This is a genomic window from Amycolatopsis sp. FDAARGOS 1241, assembly GCF_016889705.1.
Classification (GTDB): domain Bacteria; phylum Actinomycetota; class Actinomycetes; order Mycobacteriales; family Pseudonocardiaceae; genus Amycolatopsis.
Window position 1 is genome coordinate 7,019,952 of the sequence record NZ_CP069526.1, and the last position, 17,719, is coordinate 7,037,670.

Below are 17,719 nucleotides of genomic sequence, written 5' to 3' on the forward strand. Positions count from 1 at the left end.
CCTGCTTAACACAGGTCAGCCGATGATCCGCGGCTGGGACTGCTCGGCGATGTCGTCCGCGAACGCCGAAACCCGTGTGTAGACGCCGTACTTGCCGGCCTTGGCGCAACCGTCGCCGAAGGAGACGATGCCGATGAGGGTGTCGCCGACGACGAGCGGGCCGCCGGAGTCGCCCTGGCACGCGTCGATGCCGCCGTCGGGGTAACCGGCGCAGACCATGCTCGACGGGTCGTACGAGTCGTACGACGACTTGCACGTGCTGTCGCCGACGATCGGGACCACAGCGCTGCGCAGGTAGTCGGACCGGCTGCCGCCGTCGGCGATGCGGCCCCAGCCGAGCACGGTGGCCTGCGTACCCTCGGCGTACTCGGCGCGGTCGCCTGCCCCCGCGACCTTCGCCGGCCGGTACGGCAGCTGGCCGCGCACCGTCAGCACCGCGACGTCGTCGCCCTTCGTCGGGTCCGAGTAGTCCGGGTCGACCCACTCGCGGGACACGGCGAGCGTCACGCCGTCGCTGGTGCGCTTGTCCTGGCGGCCCGCGACCACGCGCACGTTGCTGCTCGGCAGCGCCGCGGCGCAGTGGGCGGCCGTCGCGACCGCCGTGGAGCTCACGATCACGGCGCCGCAGAACTGGTTGCCGTTCTGGTCGGTGAGGAACACCGCGTACGGGTGTTCGGACACCGAAGCCTCGTCGCCGCCGACGATCCGCGGCTGCGCGGCCTGCGGTGGGGTGGACGCCGCGTCCTGGGCCGACGCCGTGGTCACCGCGATCGGCACCGTCGCCGCGGTCACGAGCAGGGCCCCGGCCGCGAGGAGGAGCGAACGGCGGATCTTGGCGAGCATGGGAGTTCCCCTTCAACGACGGTGAGCGGAGATTGCGGCGCGTGAACGAGCGGGCGCGATTACCCTAATCGGAGCAGGCCCGAAATGGTGTCGCTGGAACGGGTGGAGTAAGTGCTCACCGAGCGCGTTTGATTTGCTGGTTGAATGCGACGGAGAGCGACGGCCGCGGCCGGCACCCTGATGGCGTTCCTGCTGGTCGGCTGCGGCACGTCGACACCGCCCGCGCCGTCCGGGACCCCCGCACCGGCGCCGGCGAGCCGGACGAGCCCGGCACTTCCGACAACGGGGACGGCGACGACCACACCGCCCGTCACCTGGCAGGTGGGTGCACATCCGCTCCCCCGCCGCCCCGACGGCTTCGGCGAGATCCTCCCGACTCCCCCCGAACTGGTGAACCGAGCGCTCCCGACGCGCGATTTCCTGCCGCCTCCGGTGGGGAACGCGTACGTGTCGAAGATCGAGACGGTGCCACCCGACGTGCTCGCACGCAGCACATGGCAAGCCGCGTGCCCGGTCAAGGCCACCGAGCTGCGCTACGTCACGCTGTCGTTCTGGGGTTTCGACGGCCGAGCGCACACCGGCGAGCTCCTCGTGAACCGCACCGGCGCGCGGGCGGTGGTCACCGCGTTCGGCAAGCTCTTCGCCGCACGGTTCCCCCTCGAGGAGGTGCGCGTGACGAGCCGCGGGGAGCTCGACGCACCGCCCACCGGCGACGGCAACGACACCAGCGCGTTCGTCTGCCGGCCCGTGCGGGGCCAGACCACGTGGTCTGCGCACGCCTACGGGCTCGCGGTGGACGTGAACCCGTTCTGCAACCCGTACTCGAAGGGCTCGCTGGTGCTGCCGGAATTGGCGTCGGCGTACCTGGACCGCTCACGCCTGCGGCCGGGCATGGTCGTCGCGGGCGGACCGGTCGTGCGCGACTTCGCGGCCGTCGGCTGGAGCTGGGGTGGCGCGTGGACTTCGCCGAAGGACCGGATGCACTTCACAGCGACCGGGGGCTGACCTCGGGAACACCGCGCCGCACGGCCAGGTTGACTAGGCTGGGAACGCTCGTTCTACGGCTTTCGGAGGACCACTGTGCCGCACTACGACCTCGTGATCGTCGGGACCGGATCGGGGAACTCGATCCTCGACCCGCGCTTCGCCGACCTGAAGACGGCGATCGTCGAGAAGGGGACGTTCGGCGGCACGTGCCTCAACGTGGGCTGCATCCCGACCAAGATGTTCGTGTACGCGGCCGACGTGGCGGCGACGCCTTCCCACAGCTCGCGCTACGGCGTGGACCAGGAGCTGAAGGGCGTGCGCTGGCCCGACATCCGCGATCGGATTTTCGGCCGCATCGACCCGATCTCCGCGGGCGGCGAGGAGTACCGCAAGCACCACGAGGACAACGAGAACGTCGACGTCTACCAGGGCGAAGGCCGGTTCACCGGGATGAAGGAGCTGCGCGTCAGCTTCACCGACGGGCGGCCTGACGAGGTGCTGACGGCCGACAAGTTCGTACTCGCCGCGGGCGGGCGCCCGGTGGTGCCGGACGTCCCGGGACTCGAAGAGACCGGCTACTACACCTCCGACACGATCATGCGGCTCGACGCCCTGCCGAAGCGCATCACCGTCCTGGGCGGCGGGTACATCGCGGCGGAGTTCGCGCACGTCTTCAAGTCCTTCGGCGTGGACGTGTCCGTGGTCCTGCGCTCGGACGCCATGCTGCGCGGCGAGGATGAAGAAGTGAGCGCCCGCTTCACCGAGCTGGCCGCCGAGCGCTTCGACCTGCGGCGCGACCGCAAGGTGCAGCGAGTGCGCAAGAACGGGACGGGTGCGGTGCTGGAACTCGACGGCCCGCAGGGTCCCGAGACGCTCGAAACCGACCTGATCCTCGTCGCCATCGGCCGCCACCCGAACACCGACCGGCTGAACGTCGCCGCCACCGGGGTGACCACGATGGACAGTGGCCACGTGATCGTCGACGACCACCAGGAGACGGTGGTGCCGGGCATCTACGCGCTCGGCGACATGTCGTCGCCGTACGAGCTGAAGCACGTCGCGAACCACGAAGGCCGCGTCGTGCAGCACAACCTGCTGCACCCGGACGACCGCATCAAGGCCGACCACCGTTTCGTCCCGCACGCGATCTTCACGTCTCCACAGGTCGCTTCGGTCGGCCTGACGGAGCAGGACGCGCGATCTCGTGGCGTCTCGTACGTCGTGTCCAAACAGGACTACGCCGGCATCGCGTACGGCTGGGCCATGGAGGACACCACGGGCTTCGCGAAGCTCCTCGCGGACCCCGCCACGGGGCAGCTCCTGGGCGCCCACATCATCGGCCCCCAGGCTTCCTCGGTGATCCAGCCGCTCATCCAGGCGATGAGCTTCGGCCTCGACGCGCGCTCCATGGCGCGCGACCAGTACTGGATCCACCCGGCGATGCCGGAGCTGATCGAGAACGCGCTGCTGAACCTGCCCCTGGACTGAACCGGACGTGGGAAGGCCTCCTCGCCGAGCCGGTGAGGAGGCCTTTTCCAGGTCGAGCGCGGAGGCGAGGCGCTTGTGGTGTGTCGATGGCTACGGTTCGGGCATGGCAGCACAGGCACCGGGCCGGGTCATCTTGCTCAACGGCCCGTCGAGTTCGGGCAAGACGAGCATCGGCCAGGCGATGCTGCCCCTGCTGCCCGACCCGTGGTTCTTGGTCCCGGTCGACGCGATCAGCGGGATGCGCTCGACACGGCACACTCGCTTCCTGGAGGACGCGGAAACCCGCGAGATGCTGCGTCGGACCCGGAGGGGATACCACCGGGTGATCGCGGCCCTCACCTCGGCGGGCAACGACGTGATCATGGATTACCCGCTCAGCGAGCCGTGGCGCCTGGACGACCTGCTCGACGTTCTCGATGGCTACGACGTCACCTTGATCGACGTTCGGTGCTCGGGCGAGGAGTTGACCCGGCGCGAGCGGTCGCGCGGCGATCGTCCCCACGGCTTGGCCGCGTCGCAGACCAGGGTCTACGCCCACGGGGACAACGACCTCGTCGTGGACACCACTCGTCGTGGCGCCGCTGACTGCGCCCGCGAGATCGTCGACCGATTCGTGACGATCAGCCACCCCAAGGCGTTCGCGCGCCTGCGCCGCGATCGGCGAATGCCGGCGCCGGTTCATCCGGACGCTTGAGACTGATCGTCCCCACACCCCGAACGGCAGGTCGGGAGCCAGCATCCGGGCGTCAGACGTAGCGCGGCCGCCCGGCGAAGAAGCCGACGGTCATCTGCACGCAGGTCACGACGCTGAGCACGATGAGTGACACCGTCCAGCCGCCCGTGGCGTCGTGCAAGAGGCCGAAGACGAAGGGGCCCACGGCGGCCAGCAGGTAGCCGAAGCCCTGGGCCATGCCGGAGAGGCGGGCGGTGTCGGCGCCGGTGCGGGCGCGCAGGGCGATCACGGTGAGGGCGAGCGAGAAGACGCTCATGCCGATGCCCACCAGCACGCTCCACAGCAGCGGCGACGCGCCCGGCGCCACCAGCAGGCCGATCATGCCGGCCAGACCCGCGAGGCCCATGCCGACGATCCACCAGCTCTGGTTGCCCTGCCGGGCCGCGACGGGCGGGATGACGAGGCTGATCGGCACGGCGATCACGGAGATCAGGCCCAGCAGCAGGCCCGCGTCGCCCTTGCTGACGCCGGAGTCGATGAACACCTGAGGGAGCCAGCCCATGATCACGTAGGCGATGAAGGACTGCAGGCCGAAGAAGAGGGTGACGATCCAGGCGAGCGGGCTGCGCATCAGGGACCGGCCGCCGCCCTGCGTCGTGGCGGGTGCGGGGGCGCGGCCGGTGCCGCGGGCGGCGACGAGCCAGACGACGAGCGCGAGCGCGGCGAGCACCGCCCACGAGCCGAGCGACTCGCGCCAGCCGCCCAGCGCCGTCTCGAGCGGCGGGCTCACCGCGGACCCCGCGGCACCGCCGCCCTGCAGCGCGGCGGTGTAGACGCCGGTCATCATGCCGACCTTCGCCGGGAAGGAGTCCTTGATGACCACGGGGATGAGGACGTTGACGAGGGCGATGCCGGCGGTCGCGACGAGGGTGCCGCCGAGAACCACGAACTGGCCGTCGGCGACGCGCAGGACCAGGCCGGCAGTGAGCACAGCCAGCGCGAACCCGATTGCCCGGCCGATGCCGAAGCGGCGAGACAGCAGGGGCGCCGCGAGGCCCGCACCCGCGAAGCACAGGCCGGGCAGCGTCGTCAGCACGCTCGCCCAGACCGCCGACGCGCCGAGGTCACCGCGCATCTCCGCGAGCAGTGGCCCGATGCTGGTGATCGCGGGACGCAGGTTCAGCGCGGTCAGCACCACCGCGATCGCGAGCAGCACCCCGCCGGCCACCACACCCGGCCGGCGCGCGGAGTCCTCCTCCAGGCGGCCCTCGAGTTCGAGCTCGAGGCGATCGGCGTAGGACCGGCGCGGCGTTGAATCCCAGGAATCGACGGACACGTCCGCTACTATCGCATACATAGGATGATTGGATGAAGGGATTATTCCTGTGCCTCTCGCCACCACCCGGCGCGCCGGCCTGGTCGACCAGGTCATCGAGCAGCTGCGCGAAGCGATCACGCAAGGGGAATGGCCGGTCGGGCAGCGCATCCCCACGGAGCCGGCCCTGGTCGCGCAGCTCGGGGTCGGGCGCAACACCGTCCGCGAGGCCGTGCGCGCGCTCGCGCACACCGGCATCCTCGAAGTCCGCCAGGGCGACGGCACCTACGTCCGCGCGACCAGCGAGGTGTCCGGCGCGCTGCGCCGCCTGTGCGGCAGCGAGCTGCGCGAGGTGCTTCAGGTCCGCCGCACGCTGGAGGTCGAAGGCGCCCGTCTGGCCGCCACCGCCCGCACCGACGCCGACCTCGTGCGCCTGCGCACCCTCCTGGAGCGTCGCGACGCCGACCACCGCGCAGGGCGCATCGAGGAGTTCGCCCGCACCGACGCGGAGTTCCACCTGGAGATCGTCCGGTGTGGACACAACAGCCTGCTGTTCGAGCTCTACCGCGGCCTGATGGAAGCCATCACCGCCAGCGTCGCCTCCACCTACGACGACCTGGAGCACGCCGAAATCCTCAAGCACCGCGGCCTCGTCGACGCCATCGAAGCCCGCGACGCCGACCGGGCCACCGCAGAAGCCGGCGGATTCCTGGACGAGCTGCTGGCGCGCGCCGGGCAAACCGACGCCTGACCGGCGACCCACCGCGTCGGACAACCCCGAACGGCCTCACCCGCCTGCGGACCCGTGAACGGAAAGACCACTCCGCAGTTCCACAAGTACCTGGCGCTCGGCGACTCGTACACCGCCGGGCCGCTGATCCCCGGGCAGCAGGCCGCCTGGTGTCTCCGCTCGAACATCAACTACCCGTCGTGGCTCGAGAAGCGGCTCGGCGTCGACGACGAGGACGGCGCGTTCACCGACGTCAGCTGCTCGTCGGCCGACACGTCGAACATGACGCAGCCCCAGGTCACACCCACGCCGAGCGTCCCACTCGCCACGCAGTGACCGCAGTTCGCCGCCGTGAGCCTCGGCACCGACCTGGTCCTCATCGGCATCGGCGACAACGACTACGGCGTCTTCGGCGACCTCGTCGGCACCTGCCCCACCGTGCGCGCGCAGGACCCGGCCGGCGCGCCGTGCAGGAGCACTTCACCGTCGGCGGGGTGGACACCATGGCGGCGGCGGTCCGGAACACCCGCCGCAAAATCACCCAGGTCGTGCGGGGCGTCGTGGAACGCTCCCCCGGGCGCCACGAGCGTCCTCGTGGGCTACCCGCGGCCGCGGCCGCCCACCGGCACATGCCTGAGCGTGATCCCGTTCGCCGACGGCGATTACGCGTGGGCCGACGGCGTCGAACGCGAGCTCAACGCCAGCATTGCCTAAGCCGCACGAACCACGGGCGCCCGCTTCGTGGACACCTACGGCCCCAGTTCTCGGCCACGACGCCTGTGCAGGCGCAGCCAAGTGGATCAACGGCCAGTACACGAACCTGTTCGAAGCCGTGTCCCACCACCCGTTCAAGGCGGGCATGGAGGCTGAAGCGGCCCTGATCGCGCAGGCTCTGGGCGTGACCGGCACCGGTGGCACACCGGCACCTCGCCAGAAGGCGAGCGGCGCGATCAGCTCACCCGCATGGCGCGCGGCGCGGGCCTCACGGGAGCGTCAGGATCTCCGCGCCGTCGGCCGTGACGACGAGGGTGTGCTCGAACTGGGCCGTCCACTTCTTGTCCTTCGTGGTCACGGTCCAGTCGTCGGCCCACAGGTCGTAGTCGATGGTGCCGAGCGTGATCATCGGCTCGATCGTGAAGGTCATGCCCTCTTCGATCAGCGTGTGCACCGACGGCTCTTCGTAGTGCAGCACGGTCGGCGCGGTGTGGAACGCCGGGCCGACGCCGTGGCCGGTGAAATCGCGCACCACGCCGTAGCCGAACCGCTTGGCGTACGCCTCGATCACCCGGCCGATCACGTTCAGCTGCCGCCCGGGCCGCACCGCCTTGATCGCGCGGGCGGTCGCTTCGCGCGTGCGCTCGACGAGCAGCTGCGCCTCCTCGGAGACGTCGCCGGCCAGAAACGTGGCGTTGGTGTCGCCGTGCACGCCGCCGATGAACGCGGTGACGTCGATGTTGCAGATGTCGCCGTCCTCGATCACGGTCGAGTCGGGGATGCCGTGGCAGATGACCTCGTTGAGCGAGGTGCAGCACGATTTCGGGAAGCCGCGGTAGCCGAGCGTCGACGGGTACGCGTGGTGGTCGAGCAGGAACTCGTGCACGACCTTGTCGATGTCGTCGGTGGTCGCGCCGGGCTTGACGGCCTTGCCGCCCTCCTCCAGCGCCTGCGCCGCGATCTTCGACGCCACTCGCATGGCTTCGATCACTTCGGGTGTGCGTACCCCGTTGCCGGTGTCCCGTTTGGGCGCCGGCCGGTCGACGTACTCGGGGCGGGCGATGTCGGCGGGAACGGAGCGGCGCGGCGTCTGGACACCGGGCGTCAAGGGGGCACGAACGGGCATGCGTCCAGCCTACGACGTCACTTCCCCGCGACGCCCGCGAGGAACCGGTGAGCGGCTTCCACGGCCGGTTTCGACGAGCCCGCGTCGGTGAGCAGCACCGCGAGCGCCAGGTCGCCCTGGTAGCCGACGAACCAGCCGTGGGAGTGCGTGCCGTCGCCGAACTGGGCCGTGCCCGTCTTGCCGCGCACGTCGGGCAGGTCGCGCAGGGCGGTGGCCGTGCCGTTGGTCACGACGTCGCGCATCATCGAGCGCACGGCGTCGAGCACCTCCGGCCGCGCAGGCGGGCCGAGGCCGGTGACCTTGGCCGTCGTCCCCTTCACGACCGTCGGCACCGGCACCTTCCCCGACTGCACGGCCGCGGCGGCGAGCGCCATCCCGAACGGGCTCGTGACCACGGTGCCCTGCCCGAACCCGTTCTCCGCGCGCTGCACCTCCGTATCGGCCTTCGGCACGGAGCCCGTCACGGTCGTGAGGCCCGGGATCACGAAGTCGGCGCCGACGCCGAGGGAGCGCGCGGCGTCCGTGAGCGCGGTCGGCGGCAGGCCGGCCGACAATTGGGCGAAGGTGGTGTTGCACGACTGGGCGAACGCCTTCGCCAGCGGCACCGTGGCCAGGTCGAAGCGGCCTTCGTTGGGGATCACACGGCCGGAGAACGTCACGGTGCCCGGGCACGCGACGGGCGAATCGGCCTTCACGCGCCCGGCCGACAGCGCGGCCGTGGCGGTGACGATCTTGAACGTCGAGCCCGGCGGGAAGCGGCCGGTGAGCGCGAGCGGTCCCTGCGCGTCGGCGGGCGGGTTCTGCGCGACGGCCAGCAGCTGGCCCGTCGAGGCCTGCAGCGCCACGATCGCCGCCGGTGCCGGCACCGGGGCCAGCGCCTGCTCGGCGGCCTGCTGGACGTGGCCGGACAGCGTGCTCGTCAGCGCCGGCGGCTCCTTCGGTGGCACGGCGAAGAGCTCGGCGGCCTCGCTGCCGGTCACGTCGAGCGACACGATCCGCCAGCCCGCGCCGTCCGCGGCCTGCTGCTCGACCATGGTCCGCAGCGCGGGCAGCACCTGGCGGCCCGTGTCGCGGTCGTCGGCCAGCAGGTGTTCCTGGCTGGTGAAGCGGACGCCGGGCAGGTCGTGGATGACGGGCTTGACCTGCTCGTAGTCGGTGTCGCGCAAGGACAGCACGGGGTAGGCGGAGCCGGGTTTGGTGGCCTTGATGCCGTCGAGCACGGAGCGGGCGGTCACCGTCGGGTCGAAGCGGTGCAACGCCGAGCCGAGCTGGTTCGCGACGGCCGCGGTGTCGCCCGTTTTGGCGGGGTCGACGACAACGCCGATCACCGTCTGCGGGCGCAGCAGCGGGAATCCGTCCCGGTCGAGGACGGGTGGCGGCTGGGCGGGGTCGGCGACGAGCGCGAGGCTCTGCTGCTCCGTGAGCTGCGGGTGCACGACGGTGGGTTGCCAGTGCACCTGCCAGCCGTCCTCGGCCGAGCGCAGCTGGGCATCGGCGGTGTAGGTCCAGGTGCGGCCCTTGGGAAGGTGCCACGTCAGGCGGTAGCGGCCGGTGGCGGTGTCCCCGGACTGCTTCACGGACTCGTCGGCGGCTTCGACGGAATCGGGCTTGAGGGCCGAGCGGATCTGCGTGAGCGTGGCCTTGGCGGCGTCGGGCGAGTCGGTCTTCGCGGCGGCCGCGGCGACGTCACCCGAGCCGAGGGCGGTGAGGAAGGCGGCGAGCGTGTCCTCTGGCCCGTCCGCGGAGCACGCGGCGAGCGGGAGAACGGTCAGCAGGGCGGCGGCGAGCGCGGCACCACGACGTCGGGCCATGCTCCGGATCGAACCAGCCCGCGGCGCGCATCAACAGGTGCAACGCCGATCCCGGAAGAGCGACCCCGATTCAGAACAGGACGGTCGCGTACTGCCCGACCTGCTGGAACCCGACCCGGCGGTACGCGGCGAGCGCGGGGGTGTTGAAAGCGTTCACATACAGGCTCGCGGTGCGGCCGAGGCCGTGCACGAGCCGGTTCACGACCGCCGCGGTGCCCGACGTGCCGAGGCCGCTGCCGCGCCGTTCGGGATGCACCCACACGCCCTGGATCTGGCCGACGCCCGACGACATGGCGCCGATCTCGGCCTTGAACACGACCTCGCCGTCCTCGAAGCGGGCGAACGCGCGGCCGGTGGCGATCAGCTCGCTCACGCGGGCTCGGTAACTGGCACCGCCGTCCCCCGCGCGCGGGTCGACGCCCACTTCCTCGATGAACATCGCGACGGCCGCGGGCAGGTAGCGCTCGAGCTCGTCCGGGCGCACCGCGCGCACATACGGGTCGGCTTTCACGTGCGGGCTGCCATCGAGCGCCATCAGCGGCTGATCACCGCGCACCTCGCGCGCCGGCCCCCACTCGCCGGACAGCTCGTCCCACAACCCCAGCACCTGCTCCGCCGGCCCGACGAGCGACGAGCACGTGCGCTGCCGGCGCAGGGCCCGGTCGGCGAACGAGCGCAACGCCGAGGCGTTGCCGCGCAAGGGAATCAGGTTCGGGCCCGCGAAGCACAACCCCTGGTACCGTCCGGACCGCCCCGGACGTCCTTCGGCGGCCCAGAGCTCGCCACCGAGCCGCCACGGGTCGAGGCCCGCGGCCTCGACCCGGGCGCTGACCATGCAGCTGCTCACGGGGTCGGCGGCCAGCGCAGCGCGCACCGCTGGGTAGTCCCGATCGTCGAGCAGCCGTGCACCTGCAAGCCGCAACACAGCGTCCAGAGTGCCAGATGAAGCGGGTGAACGGAACGCAAGCCCGCCGACACGCTGAGATGAACGGCACAATCGGACGCATGCAGCGCTACACGTACAAGGTCGTCGAACTCCGCGAGAAGCTCATGGGCGGCAAGATGTCGGGCGACCGGCTCGAACGCGTCCTGAACGACCACGCCCGCGACGGCTGGCAACTCAAGACGATCACCGCGGCGGACGTGAAGGGACGCCTCGGACCGGCCGGGGTGGAGGGGCTGTTGGTTACCTTCGAACGACCACTCCAGTAGCCCCGCCGGCCGGCAGGCAAGCCTCTGCCCTTCTGCGGTTTCCAGCGGTGGTTGCCTCGCTGCCGGTGAGTATTGGTGGGTACCAGTGTCACGGGTTCGGCTGGGGCGTCCCGGTCGAGGGTCATGCATTTGCCAGAGGGCGTGGGGATCGCAGATAGACCGGCACGCCGCCGGTTCGGGGTGAGCTGGGCGTGCCGGTGCATCTCGCCGACCTGGTCCCGGGTCGACGACCACCACGGCTGGACGGGCAATGTCGCGATCTTCGCGGTGAGAGTGTCACGGACCTGGTTCGGGGACACAGCCTTCGGACAGGGGAGGCAGCGTTACCCGCCGGGTGACGCGTTCGACCAGGGTGCCGATCGCAGCGGGTTGAACTCGCCCATGATCAGGTCACTTTCCTGGGGCCCGGACATCACTCGGCCCGCCCCTTCGGCAGGACGGCCTCTGATCATCAGGATCTCGGGGCCATCGACGGGCTCTGATCCGGGCCGACATGGGGCCGCCGGTCGACGCGGCCGGTGCGCTGACGGGGCGATCAGCGATCACGATCGCTCAGCCAGGATCGACAACCGCGACACCACCGAAAGAATCCTCGGCGCCGCCTCGGCTGCCCGCGCCGCACTCCGCCAAGGTTCGCGGTGCGATCGTTGATGGCCACCCGCCGGGCGGCTGCCGTGGTTCCCCAGACCTGCTCAGACCAGTGCGAACAGGCCGCCCGCTGCCCAGAGAAGGCCCCGCCACGCCGACCAGGCCCACGCCACCAGCGCACCCTATGCGCGGTCTCGTTGCGCTCTGGACATCCGCAACTCCTGACCACATCAGGTGTTGCAAGCACCCCTGGAAACCGCCGTCCAAGGGAGCGTCGCTGCTCCAGTCCGTCGGCTGCCCCGGCAAAACGCTTGGTCAAGCCCGGCAGGAGGCCAGCCTGTCCACAACTCGGCGAAGCGGTGGACAAATGCCCGGGCAGCGCGCTGCGGCGCGGCCGCTGCGGCGACCGGCCGGCTCTGGGCGGCCCACGGCGTCATGGCCGACCCGCACAGCGCGGCCCATCCCGGCGACCGGCGCGCGACCGCGGCCCGGACGCCCCGGCACGAGCGGCGCGCACCAGACCACTGCCTAGGCGCCGCGGTAAGAGCCGATCGTCCACGAGTTCCCCTCGGCGTCGCGCAGGCTGAAGGTGTGCGATCCGTAGTCGGTGTCGTGGAGGGCGAGGGTGATGTCCGCGCCCGAGGCCGCCACGCGGGCGTGGATGGCGTCCACGTGGTCGGAAACCACGTACACCGCGCCGGTGCCGGGTTTCATGGTGTCGTGGACGGCGTCGGCGGGGCCGCCGGTGCTGCCGAGCATCACGCCGCCGCCTTCGGGCCAGCGGAGTTCCGCGTGGGCGATCGCGCGCTCGTCGCCTGGGACGACGAGAGTTTCGGTGAAGCCGAGGACGTCGACGAGGAATCGGATGGCAGCCGGGGCATCGTCGTAGCTCAGAGCCGGCCAAACCGTCGGTGAAGGTGTCATGCGGGCGAGTCTGGCGAAGCCGCCGACTCGTCGTCTTGGAGGAACGGGAGCTCTTCCGCGATCCACGTCCGCGGCGAGCAGCCCGCCAGCGCGCGCCATTCGTTCGACAGGTGCGCCTGGTCGTAGTACCCCGCCGTGACGGCGACCGAAGCCAGGTCGAACGAACGCGCACGCAACAGCCGGCCCGCCCGCTCGAAGCGCAGCACCCGCGCGGCCTGCTTCGGGGCGAGGCCCACCTCCGCGCGGAAGCGCTCGCCGAAGTGGCGGCGGCTCCAGCCGATCTCGGAGGCCAGCTCCCCGACCCGCACGCAACCCCAGCTGCCCCGCAGCAGCCGCCACGCCTCCCCCAGCTCCGGGGCCGGCGGAGCACCCGAAGAGACGTGCGCGGCCAGGGCCGAGTCCAGGATCGCGAACCGCGCGGGCCAATCCGCGGCCTCGTGCAGCCGCGCCGGCAGCTCACCCCACGACCGGCCGAAGTCCGCCAAGTCGACGACCCGGCCGCTCAGCTCGGCCGCGGTCACCCCCAGCAACGCCCGCACACCGAGCGGGTCCAGCTCCAGGTGCAGGCCCCGCTGCACGCGGTCTTGCGTGATGAACGCCGGCGACGTGTGCAGCCCGCCGACGAGAGCCTGCAGCGAACCCTCCCCCGGCAGGCCGGCGAAGCGGATCGGCTCTTCGAGGCTCACGATCAGCGTCACGTGCCGCGAGGGCAGGCCGCGGTGGACGGCGAGGGTGACGTCGTCCTGCGAGTAGCCGATGTAGCGCGTCACGAGCCCCCGCAGCGCGGGGTGCGGTGCACGCGTCGCCCAGCTGTGACTCACCTGACCAGCGTAGGCCGCGGCAGCCCGGTTTCTGCTACCACGGACGGCGGGGGTCGCCGAGGAAAGGACGCGCATCCGTCATGACGATCCAGGAGCAGGCCCAGCAGCTCGAACTGCTGGCCGACCAGGTGCCCACCGGCATCGCCCTCGCGACGAAGGGCGAGCTGGAGGACCTGCAGGCCCAGGTGCTCGGGCTGCTCGGCGAGACGTCGACCGCCACGACCATCCAGGGCGCCATCCTCGAAGCCGGCCGGCAGATCGACGACGTCGCCGCCGCGCTCGAGAACGTGCGGATGCAGATCAAGGACGCCGCCCGCCACCACTTGCAGGGCTGAAACGCGCTGAGCCGGCCCCGCAGCGCGGGGCCGGCTCAGCGAAGCGCAACCGTCAGCCGACGGTGACGCTCGGTGAACCCTCACCGATGCCGTCACCGGCTTCTTCGGCGATCCGCATGGCCTCTTCGATCAGGGTCTCGACGATCGCGTGCTCGGGCACGGTCTTGATCACCTCGCCCTTCACGAAGATCTGGCCCTTGCCGTTGCCGGACGCCACACCCAGGTCGGCCTCGCGGGCCTCGCCGGGGCCGTTCACGACGCATCCCATGACCGCGACGCGCAGCGGCACCTCCATGCCCTCCAGACCGGCCGTGACCTGGTCGGCGAGCGTGTAGACGTCCACCTGCGCGCGCCCGCACGACGGGCACGACACGATCTCGAGCTTGCGCGGCCGCAGGTTCAGCGACTGCAGGATCTGCGCGCCGACCTTGACCTCTTCGACCGGCGGCGCGGACAGCGACACGCGAATGGTGTCACCGATGCCCTGGCGCAGCAGCGCGCCGAACGCGACGGCCGACTTGATCGTGCCCTGGAACGCGGGCCCGGCCTCGGTGACGCCCAGGTGCAGCGGGTAATCGCACTGCTCGGCGAGCAGCTCGTACGCGCGCACCATCACGACCGGGTCGTTGTGCTTGACCGAGATCTTGATGTCGTGGAAGTCGTGCTCGGCGAAGAGCGACGCCTCCCACATGGCCGACTCGGCCAGCGCCTCGGGCGTGGCCTTGCCGTACTTCTCCAGCAGACGCTTGTCGAGCGAACCGGCGTTGACGCCGATCCGGATCGGCGTGCCGTGGTCCTTCGCGGCCTGCGCGATCTCCTTGACCTGGTCGTCGAACTTGCGGATGTTCCCCGGGTTCACGCGCACTGCGGCGCAGCCCGCCTCGATGGCGGCGAACACGTACTTCGGCTGGAAGTGGATGTCGGCGATCACGGGGATCTTCGACTTCTTCGCGATGGCGGGCAGCGCCTCGGCGTCGTCGGCGGACGGGCACGCGACACGGACGATGTCGCAGCCGGCCGCGGTGAGCTCGGCGATCTGCTGGAGGGTGGCGTTGACGTCAGCGGTCAGCGTCGTCGTCATCGACTGCACGGAGATCGGGAAGTCGCTGCCGACGCCCACGGAACCCACGTGGAGCTGGCGGGTTTTGCGGCGCTCGGCGAGGACGGGGGGCGGCAGAGCTGGCATACCTAGCGCGACGGTCACGTCTCCAGCGTACCTACACCGTCCGGAGCAGTTTCAACGAAGTCAACCATCACGGTGAGCAGCGTTACCCCCGGTCGGGGGCCCACCGGCCGGGTCGTGACCCGACCGGTGGGAGCGCCTACTGCAAGCGAATCGGGTTTACGATGTCCGCGGTGACCGTCAGTAGAGTGATGCCGCCGCCGATCACGACCAGCACCATCGTGATCGCCGACAGCTTCGTGTAGTCGACCGGTCCCCCCGCGGCCTTGCCGCGCAGGCCGCGCAGCCAGTCGCGGACGCGCTCGTACCAGACCACCGCGATGTGCCCGCCGTCGAGCGGCAGCAGCGGCAGCAGGTTGAACACGCCGATGAAGAAGTTCAGGCTGGCCAGCAGGAAGAAGAAGATCTGCCACAGCCCCTGCTCCACGGCCTCCCCGCCGATCCGGCTGGCGCCGACGACGCTGACCGGCCCGTTCGGGTCGCGATCGCCGCCGAAGATGGCGTCGACGATGCCCGGCACGCGCTGCGGGAACTGCAGGAGCCGCTCGCCGGTCTCGGCGAACAGGTCGCCGGTGAAGACGAACGTCGCCGGCACCGCGTCCAGGCCGTTGTAGTGCAGCATGCCCGGCGGGCCCTGCGGGATGATCCCGATCATGCCGATGGTGGTGACCTGGTTGTCCGTGCCCAGCCGGGCCAGCCGCGGCACGTCGATGGTCAGGGTCAGCTGCCGGCCACCACGCTCCACGACGAACTTCGTCGGCCCGCCCGCGGCCTTGATCTGCTGCTGCAGCCCGGTCCAGCTGGTGGCGGGCTGACCGGCGACCGAGAGGACCTTGTCCCCCGCCTTCAAGCCGCCCGCGTCGGCCGGCCGGAGCGAGCCGGGCGGGCAGGAGTCGTCGTTCACCTGCTGCAGCGTGGTGGCCGCGTGGGCGCACGACGTGCCGGCGACGACCGGGGCGAGCTTGCTGTAGTCGACGTTGTTCGCCGCCAGGTTCGGCAGGCCGAACGTGATCGCCATCAGGTAGAGCACGATAAAACCGAGGATGAAGTGCGTGATCGAGCCCGCCGACATCACGACGGTGCGCTTCCACGTCTTGAACCGCCACATCGCGCGTGGCGCCTCGTCGGGCGTCACCTCGTCGAGTGCCGTCATGCCCGCGATGTCGCAGAACCCGCCGAGGGGGATCCACTTGAGGCCGTACTCGGTCTCGCCGCGCTTGAAGGAGAAGATCGTGGGGCCGAAGCCGATGAAGTAGCGGCGCACCTTCATGCCGAACGCCTTGGCCGTGACCATGTGGCCGGCTTCGTGGAGGGCGACGGAGATGCAGATGCCCAGGGCGAACAGCACCACCCCGATGATGTAGGCGAGCACGCGCTACTTCCCCTTACCCAGCATCGTTGCGGCACGCGCTCGAGCCCAGCGCTCGGCCGCGAGTACGTCCTCGACGTCGCGCGGCTCGCGACGCCATTCGTCGGCGGCTTCCACCACCTGCGAAACAGTGTCCACAATCGACGTGAAGCCGGTGTTCTGCGCCAGGAAGGCGGCCACGGCCTCCTCGTTGGCGGCGTTGTAGACGGCCGGCAGGCAGCCACCGATCGTGCCCACGTGGCGCGCGAGCTCCACCGACGGGAAGGCCTCGTTGTCGAGTGGTTCGAACGTCCAGCTCGCGGCCGTGTCCCACGTGCACGGGGTCGCGGCGCCGGGCACGCGCTCGGGCCAGTGCAACGCGAGCGCGATCGGCAGCCGCATGTCCGGTGGGCTGGCCTGGGCGATCGTCGACCCGTCGGTGAAGGTGACCATGGAGTGCACGATCGACTGCGGGTGCACGGTCACGTCGACGCGCGCCGGCTCGATGCCGAACAGCAGCGCGGCCTCGATCAGTTCCAGACCCTTGTTGACCAGGGTGGCCGAGTTGATCGTGATCAGCGGCCCCATGGACCACGTCGGGTGCGCCATGGCCTGCTCGACGGTCACGTCGGCGAGGTCCTCGCGCTTGCGCCCGCGGAACGGCCCGCCCGACGCCGTGAGCACGAGCCGCGCGACCTCGTTCTCACGCCCCGCGCGCAGAGCCTGCGCGATGGCCGAGTGCTCTGAGTCGACGGGCACGAGCTGGCCCGGTTTGGCGGCCGCGAGCACGAGCGGTCCGCCCGCGATGAGCGACTCCTTGTTGGCCAGCGCGAGCGTCGAGCCGGTCGCGAGTGCTCTGAGCGTCGGTTCGAGGCCCTGCGACCCGGGCAGGGCGTTGAGCACGACGTCGACGTTCACCGCGTCGATGAGTTCCGTCACGGCGTCGGCGCCCGCGAAGATGCGCGGGATGCGGAACTCGCCCTTCGCGTAGCCGCGGCGCTGGGCCTCGGCGTACAGGGCGAGCTGCAGGTCTTCGACCACCGTCGGCTTGCTGACGGCCACGGCCGCCACGCCGTGGGCCAGCGCTTGCGCGGCGAGCGCCTGCGGGTCGGAACCGCCGGCGGCGATGCCCGCGACGGTGAACAGGTGGGGGTAACGGGCGGCGACGTCGAGGGCCTGGGCTCCGACGGACCCGGTCGAACCGAGCACGAGGACGCTTCGCGAGGTAGTCATCGCGTGTCATTATCGCCCGCCGAGGCGCGGCCCGTCTCCGCGGAGCACTCGGGGGTGTGGGATCATCTGTACGTACGAGTTCAGCGGTCCGTCCGCGGGTCAGAAGGAGTGATCGTGGCAGGCAAGGCGATCGAGAAGCGCCCCGAGGTGGACCCGCGCGACGAGCCGTCCGCGCGCTGGGGCTGGCACGGCTCGTTCCCGAAGGCCACCCGCATCGCCGGCTGGGTCACCGTTGTCATCCTGCTGCTCATGCTCAAGGGCAACCACGAGAACAACACCGAGAACGTGTGGCTCGTCGGGCTCGCCGCGTTCATCGCGCTGCTCCTGGTGCTCGACTTCCGCAAGAGCCGCACGGCCTGGCGCAAGTAGCACGATCTTCGCTACCTGG

The 17,719-nt window shown here is 70.8% G+C and carries 19 protein-coding genes; 9 read left to right on the forward strand and 10 right to left on the reverse strand.

Annotated features, from left to right (window positions below):
- Window positions 1–15: 15 nt before the first annotated feature.
- Window positions 16–843: a trypsin-like serine protease gene (locus I6J71_RS34205; protein WP_204090622.1), complete on the reverse strand. Its 828-nt coding sequence runs from the start codon at window positions 841–843 to the stop codon at window positions 16–18.
- 144 nt (window positions 844–987) lie between these two features.
- Here I6J71_RS34205 and I6J71_RS34210 point away from each other — a divergent pair, with 144 nt between their 5' ends.
- From I6J71_RS34210 to I6J71_RS34220, 3 genes are all read left to right on the forward strand, one after another.
- A complete protein-coding gene (locus I6J71_RS34210) occupies window positions 988–1,848 on the forward strand; it encodes a M15 family metallopeptidase (protein ID WP_239154077.1) in 861 nt (286 codons plus the stop codon).
- A gap of 75 nt (window positions 1,849–1,923) precedes the next feature.
- Complete coding sequence (locus I6J71_RS34215) at window positions 1,924–3,318, forward strand: mycothione reductase (RefSeq protein WP_204090623.1); 1,395 nt, start codon at window positions 1,924–1,926, stop codon at window positions 3,316–3,318.
- Window positions 3,319–3,421: 103 nt separating this feature from the next.
- A complete protein-coding gene (locus I6J71_RS34220; RefSeq protein WP_204090624.1) occupies window positions 3,422–4,012 on the forward strand; it encodes a chloramphenicol phosphotransferase CPT family protein in 591 nt (196 codons plus the stop codon).
- Between the two features lie 52 nt (window positions 4,013–4,064).
- On the opposite strand, the gene I6J71_RS34225 is transcribed toward I6J71_RS34220, so the two are convergent.
- Window positions 4,065–5,327, reverse strand: a complete 1,263-nt coding sequence (locus I6J71_RS34225) for a CynX/NimT family MFS transporter (RefSeq protein ID WP_370542010.1) — start codon at window positions 5,325–5,327, stop codon at window positions 4,065–4,067.
- Window positions 5,328–5,376: 49 nt separating this feature from the next.
- Between I6J71_RS34225 and I6J71_RS34230 the strand changes: the two genes are divergently transcribed.
- The 3 genes from I6J71_RS34230 to I6J71_RS34240 are packed head-to-tail and all read left to right on the forward strand — an operon-like array spanning window position 5,377 to window position 6,750.
- Window positions 5,377–6,057, forward strand: coding sequence for a FadR/GntR family transcriptional regulator (locus I6J71_RS34230; protein ID WP_204090626.1), 681 nt, complete (start codon window positions 5,377–5,379; stop codon window positions 6,055–6,057).
- A 54-nt stretch (window positions 6,058–6,111) separates the two neighbouring features.
- On the forward strand, window positions 6,112–6,372 hold the full coding sequence (locus tag I6J71_RS34235) for a hypothetical protein (protein WP_204090627.1): 261 nt from the start codon (window positions 6,112–6,114) through the stop codon (window positions 6,370–6,372).
- A gap of 15 nt (window positions 6,373–6,387) precedes the next feature.
- Entirely contained in the window at window positions 6,388–6,750 is a 363-nt protein-coding gene (locus tag I6J71_RS34240) for a hypothetical protein (protein WP_204090628.1), read from the forward strand.
- Between the two features lie 268 nt (window positions 6,751–7,018).
- On the opposite strand, the gene map is transcribed toward I6J71_RS34240, so the two are convergent.
- The 3 genes from map to I6J71_RS34255 form a co-directional block, all read right to left on the reverse strand.
- A complete protein-coding gene (gene map / locus I6J71_RS34245) occupies window positions 7,019–7,876 on the reverse strand; it encodes a type I methionyl aminopeptidase (RefSeq protein ID WP_204090629.1) in 858 nt (285 codons plus the stop codon).
- Window positions 7,877–7,893: 17 nt separating this feature from the next.
- A complete protein-coding gene (locus tag I6J71_RS34250) occupies window positions 7,894–9,687 on the reverse strand; it encodes a penicillin-binding transpeptidase domain-containing protein (protein ID WP_204090630.1) in 1,794 nt (597 codons plus the stop codon).
- 70 nt (window positions 9,688–9,757) lie between these two features.
- Entirely contained in the window at window positions 9,758–10,612 is an 855-nt protein-coding gene (locus tag I6J71_RS34255; RefSeq protein WP_204090631.1) for a GNAT family N-acetyltransferase, read from the reverse strand.
- An 80-nt stretch (window positions 10,613–10,692) separates the two neighbouring features.
- Between I6J71_RS34255 and I6J71_RS34260 the strand changes: the two genes are divergently transcribed.
- Window positions 10,693–10,899, forward strand: a complete 207-nt coding sequence (locus tag I6J71_RS34260) for a DUF4177 domain-containing protein (RefSeq protein ID WP_204090632.1) — start codon at window positions 10,693–10,695, stop codon at window positions 10,897–10,899.
- A 1,116-nt stretch (window positions 10,900–12,015) separates the two neighbouring features.
- Here the strand turns inward: I6J71_RS34260 and I6J71_RS34265 are convergent.
- Window positions 12,016–12,411 carry a VOC family protein gene (locus I6J71_RS34265; RefSeq protein ID WP_204090633.1) on the reverse strand — a complete coding sequence of 132 codons (396 nt, stop codon included), beginning with the start codon at window positions 12,409–12,411 and terminating at the stop codon, window positions 12,016–12,018.
- Entirely contained in the window at window positions 12,408–13,232 is an 825-nt protein-coding gene (locus I6J71_RS34270; protein WP_239154078.1) for an AraC family transcriptional regulator, read from the reverse strand. Before I6J71_RS34270 ends, I6J71_RS34265 begins: the two co-directional genes overlap by 4 nt.
- Window positions 13,233–13,312: 80 nt before the next feature.
- On the opposite strand from I6J71_RS34270, the gene I6J71_RS34275 reads away from it, so the two are divergent.
- The gene (locus tag I6J71_RS34275) at window positions 13,313–13,567 is read left to right on the forward strand and encodes a hypothetical protein (RefSeq protein WP_204090635.1); all 255 of its coding nucleotides are present in this window, start codon (window positions 13,313–13,315) and stop codon (window positions 13,565–13,567) included.
- A 52-nt stretch (window positions 13,568–13,619) separates the two neighbouring features.
- On the opposite strand, the gene ispG is transcribed toward I6J71_RS34275, so the two are convergent.
- From ispG to dxr, 3 genes are all read right to left on the reverse strand, one after another.
- A complete protein-coding gene (gene ispG / locus I6J71_RS34280; RefSeq protein WP_204090636.1) occupies window positions 13,620–14,771 on the reverse strand; it encodes a flavodoxin-dependent (E)-4-hydroxy-3-methylbut-2-enyl-diphosphate synthase in 1,152 nt (383 codons plus the stop codon).
- Window positions 14,772–14,889: 118 nt separating this feature from the next.
- Window positions 14,890–16,122, reverse strand: a complete 1,233-nt coding sequence (locus I6J71_RS34285; RefSeq protein ID WP_204090637.1) for an RIP metalloprotease — start codon at window positions 16,120–16,122, stop codon at window positions 14,890–14,892.
- 3 nt (window positions 16,123–16,125) lie between these two features.
- Window positions 16,126–17,331, reverse strand: coding sequence for a 1-deoxy-D-xylulose-5-phosphate reductoisomerase (gene dxr / locus I6J71_RS34290; RefSeq protein ID WP_204090638.1), 1,206 nt, complete (start codon window positions 17,329–17,331; stop codon window positions 16,126–16,128).
- Window positions 17,332–17,445: 114 nt separating this feature from the next.
- Here dxr and I6J71_RS34295 point away from each other — a divergent pair, with 114 nt between their 5' ends.
- Complete coding sequence (locus tag I6J71_RS34295) at window positions 17,446–17,700, forward strand: DUF2631 domain-containing protein (protein ID WP_204090639.1); 255 nt, start codon at window positions 17,446–17,448, stop codon at window positions 17,698–17,700.
- Window positions 17,701–17,719 lie beyond the last annotated feature (19 nt).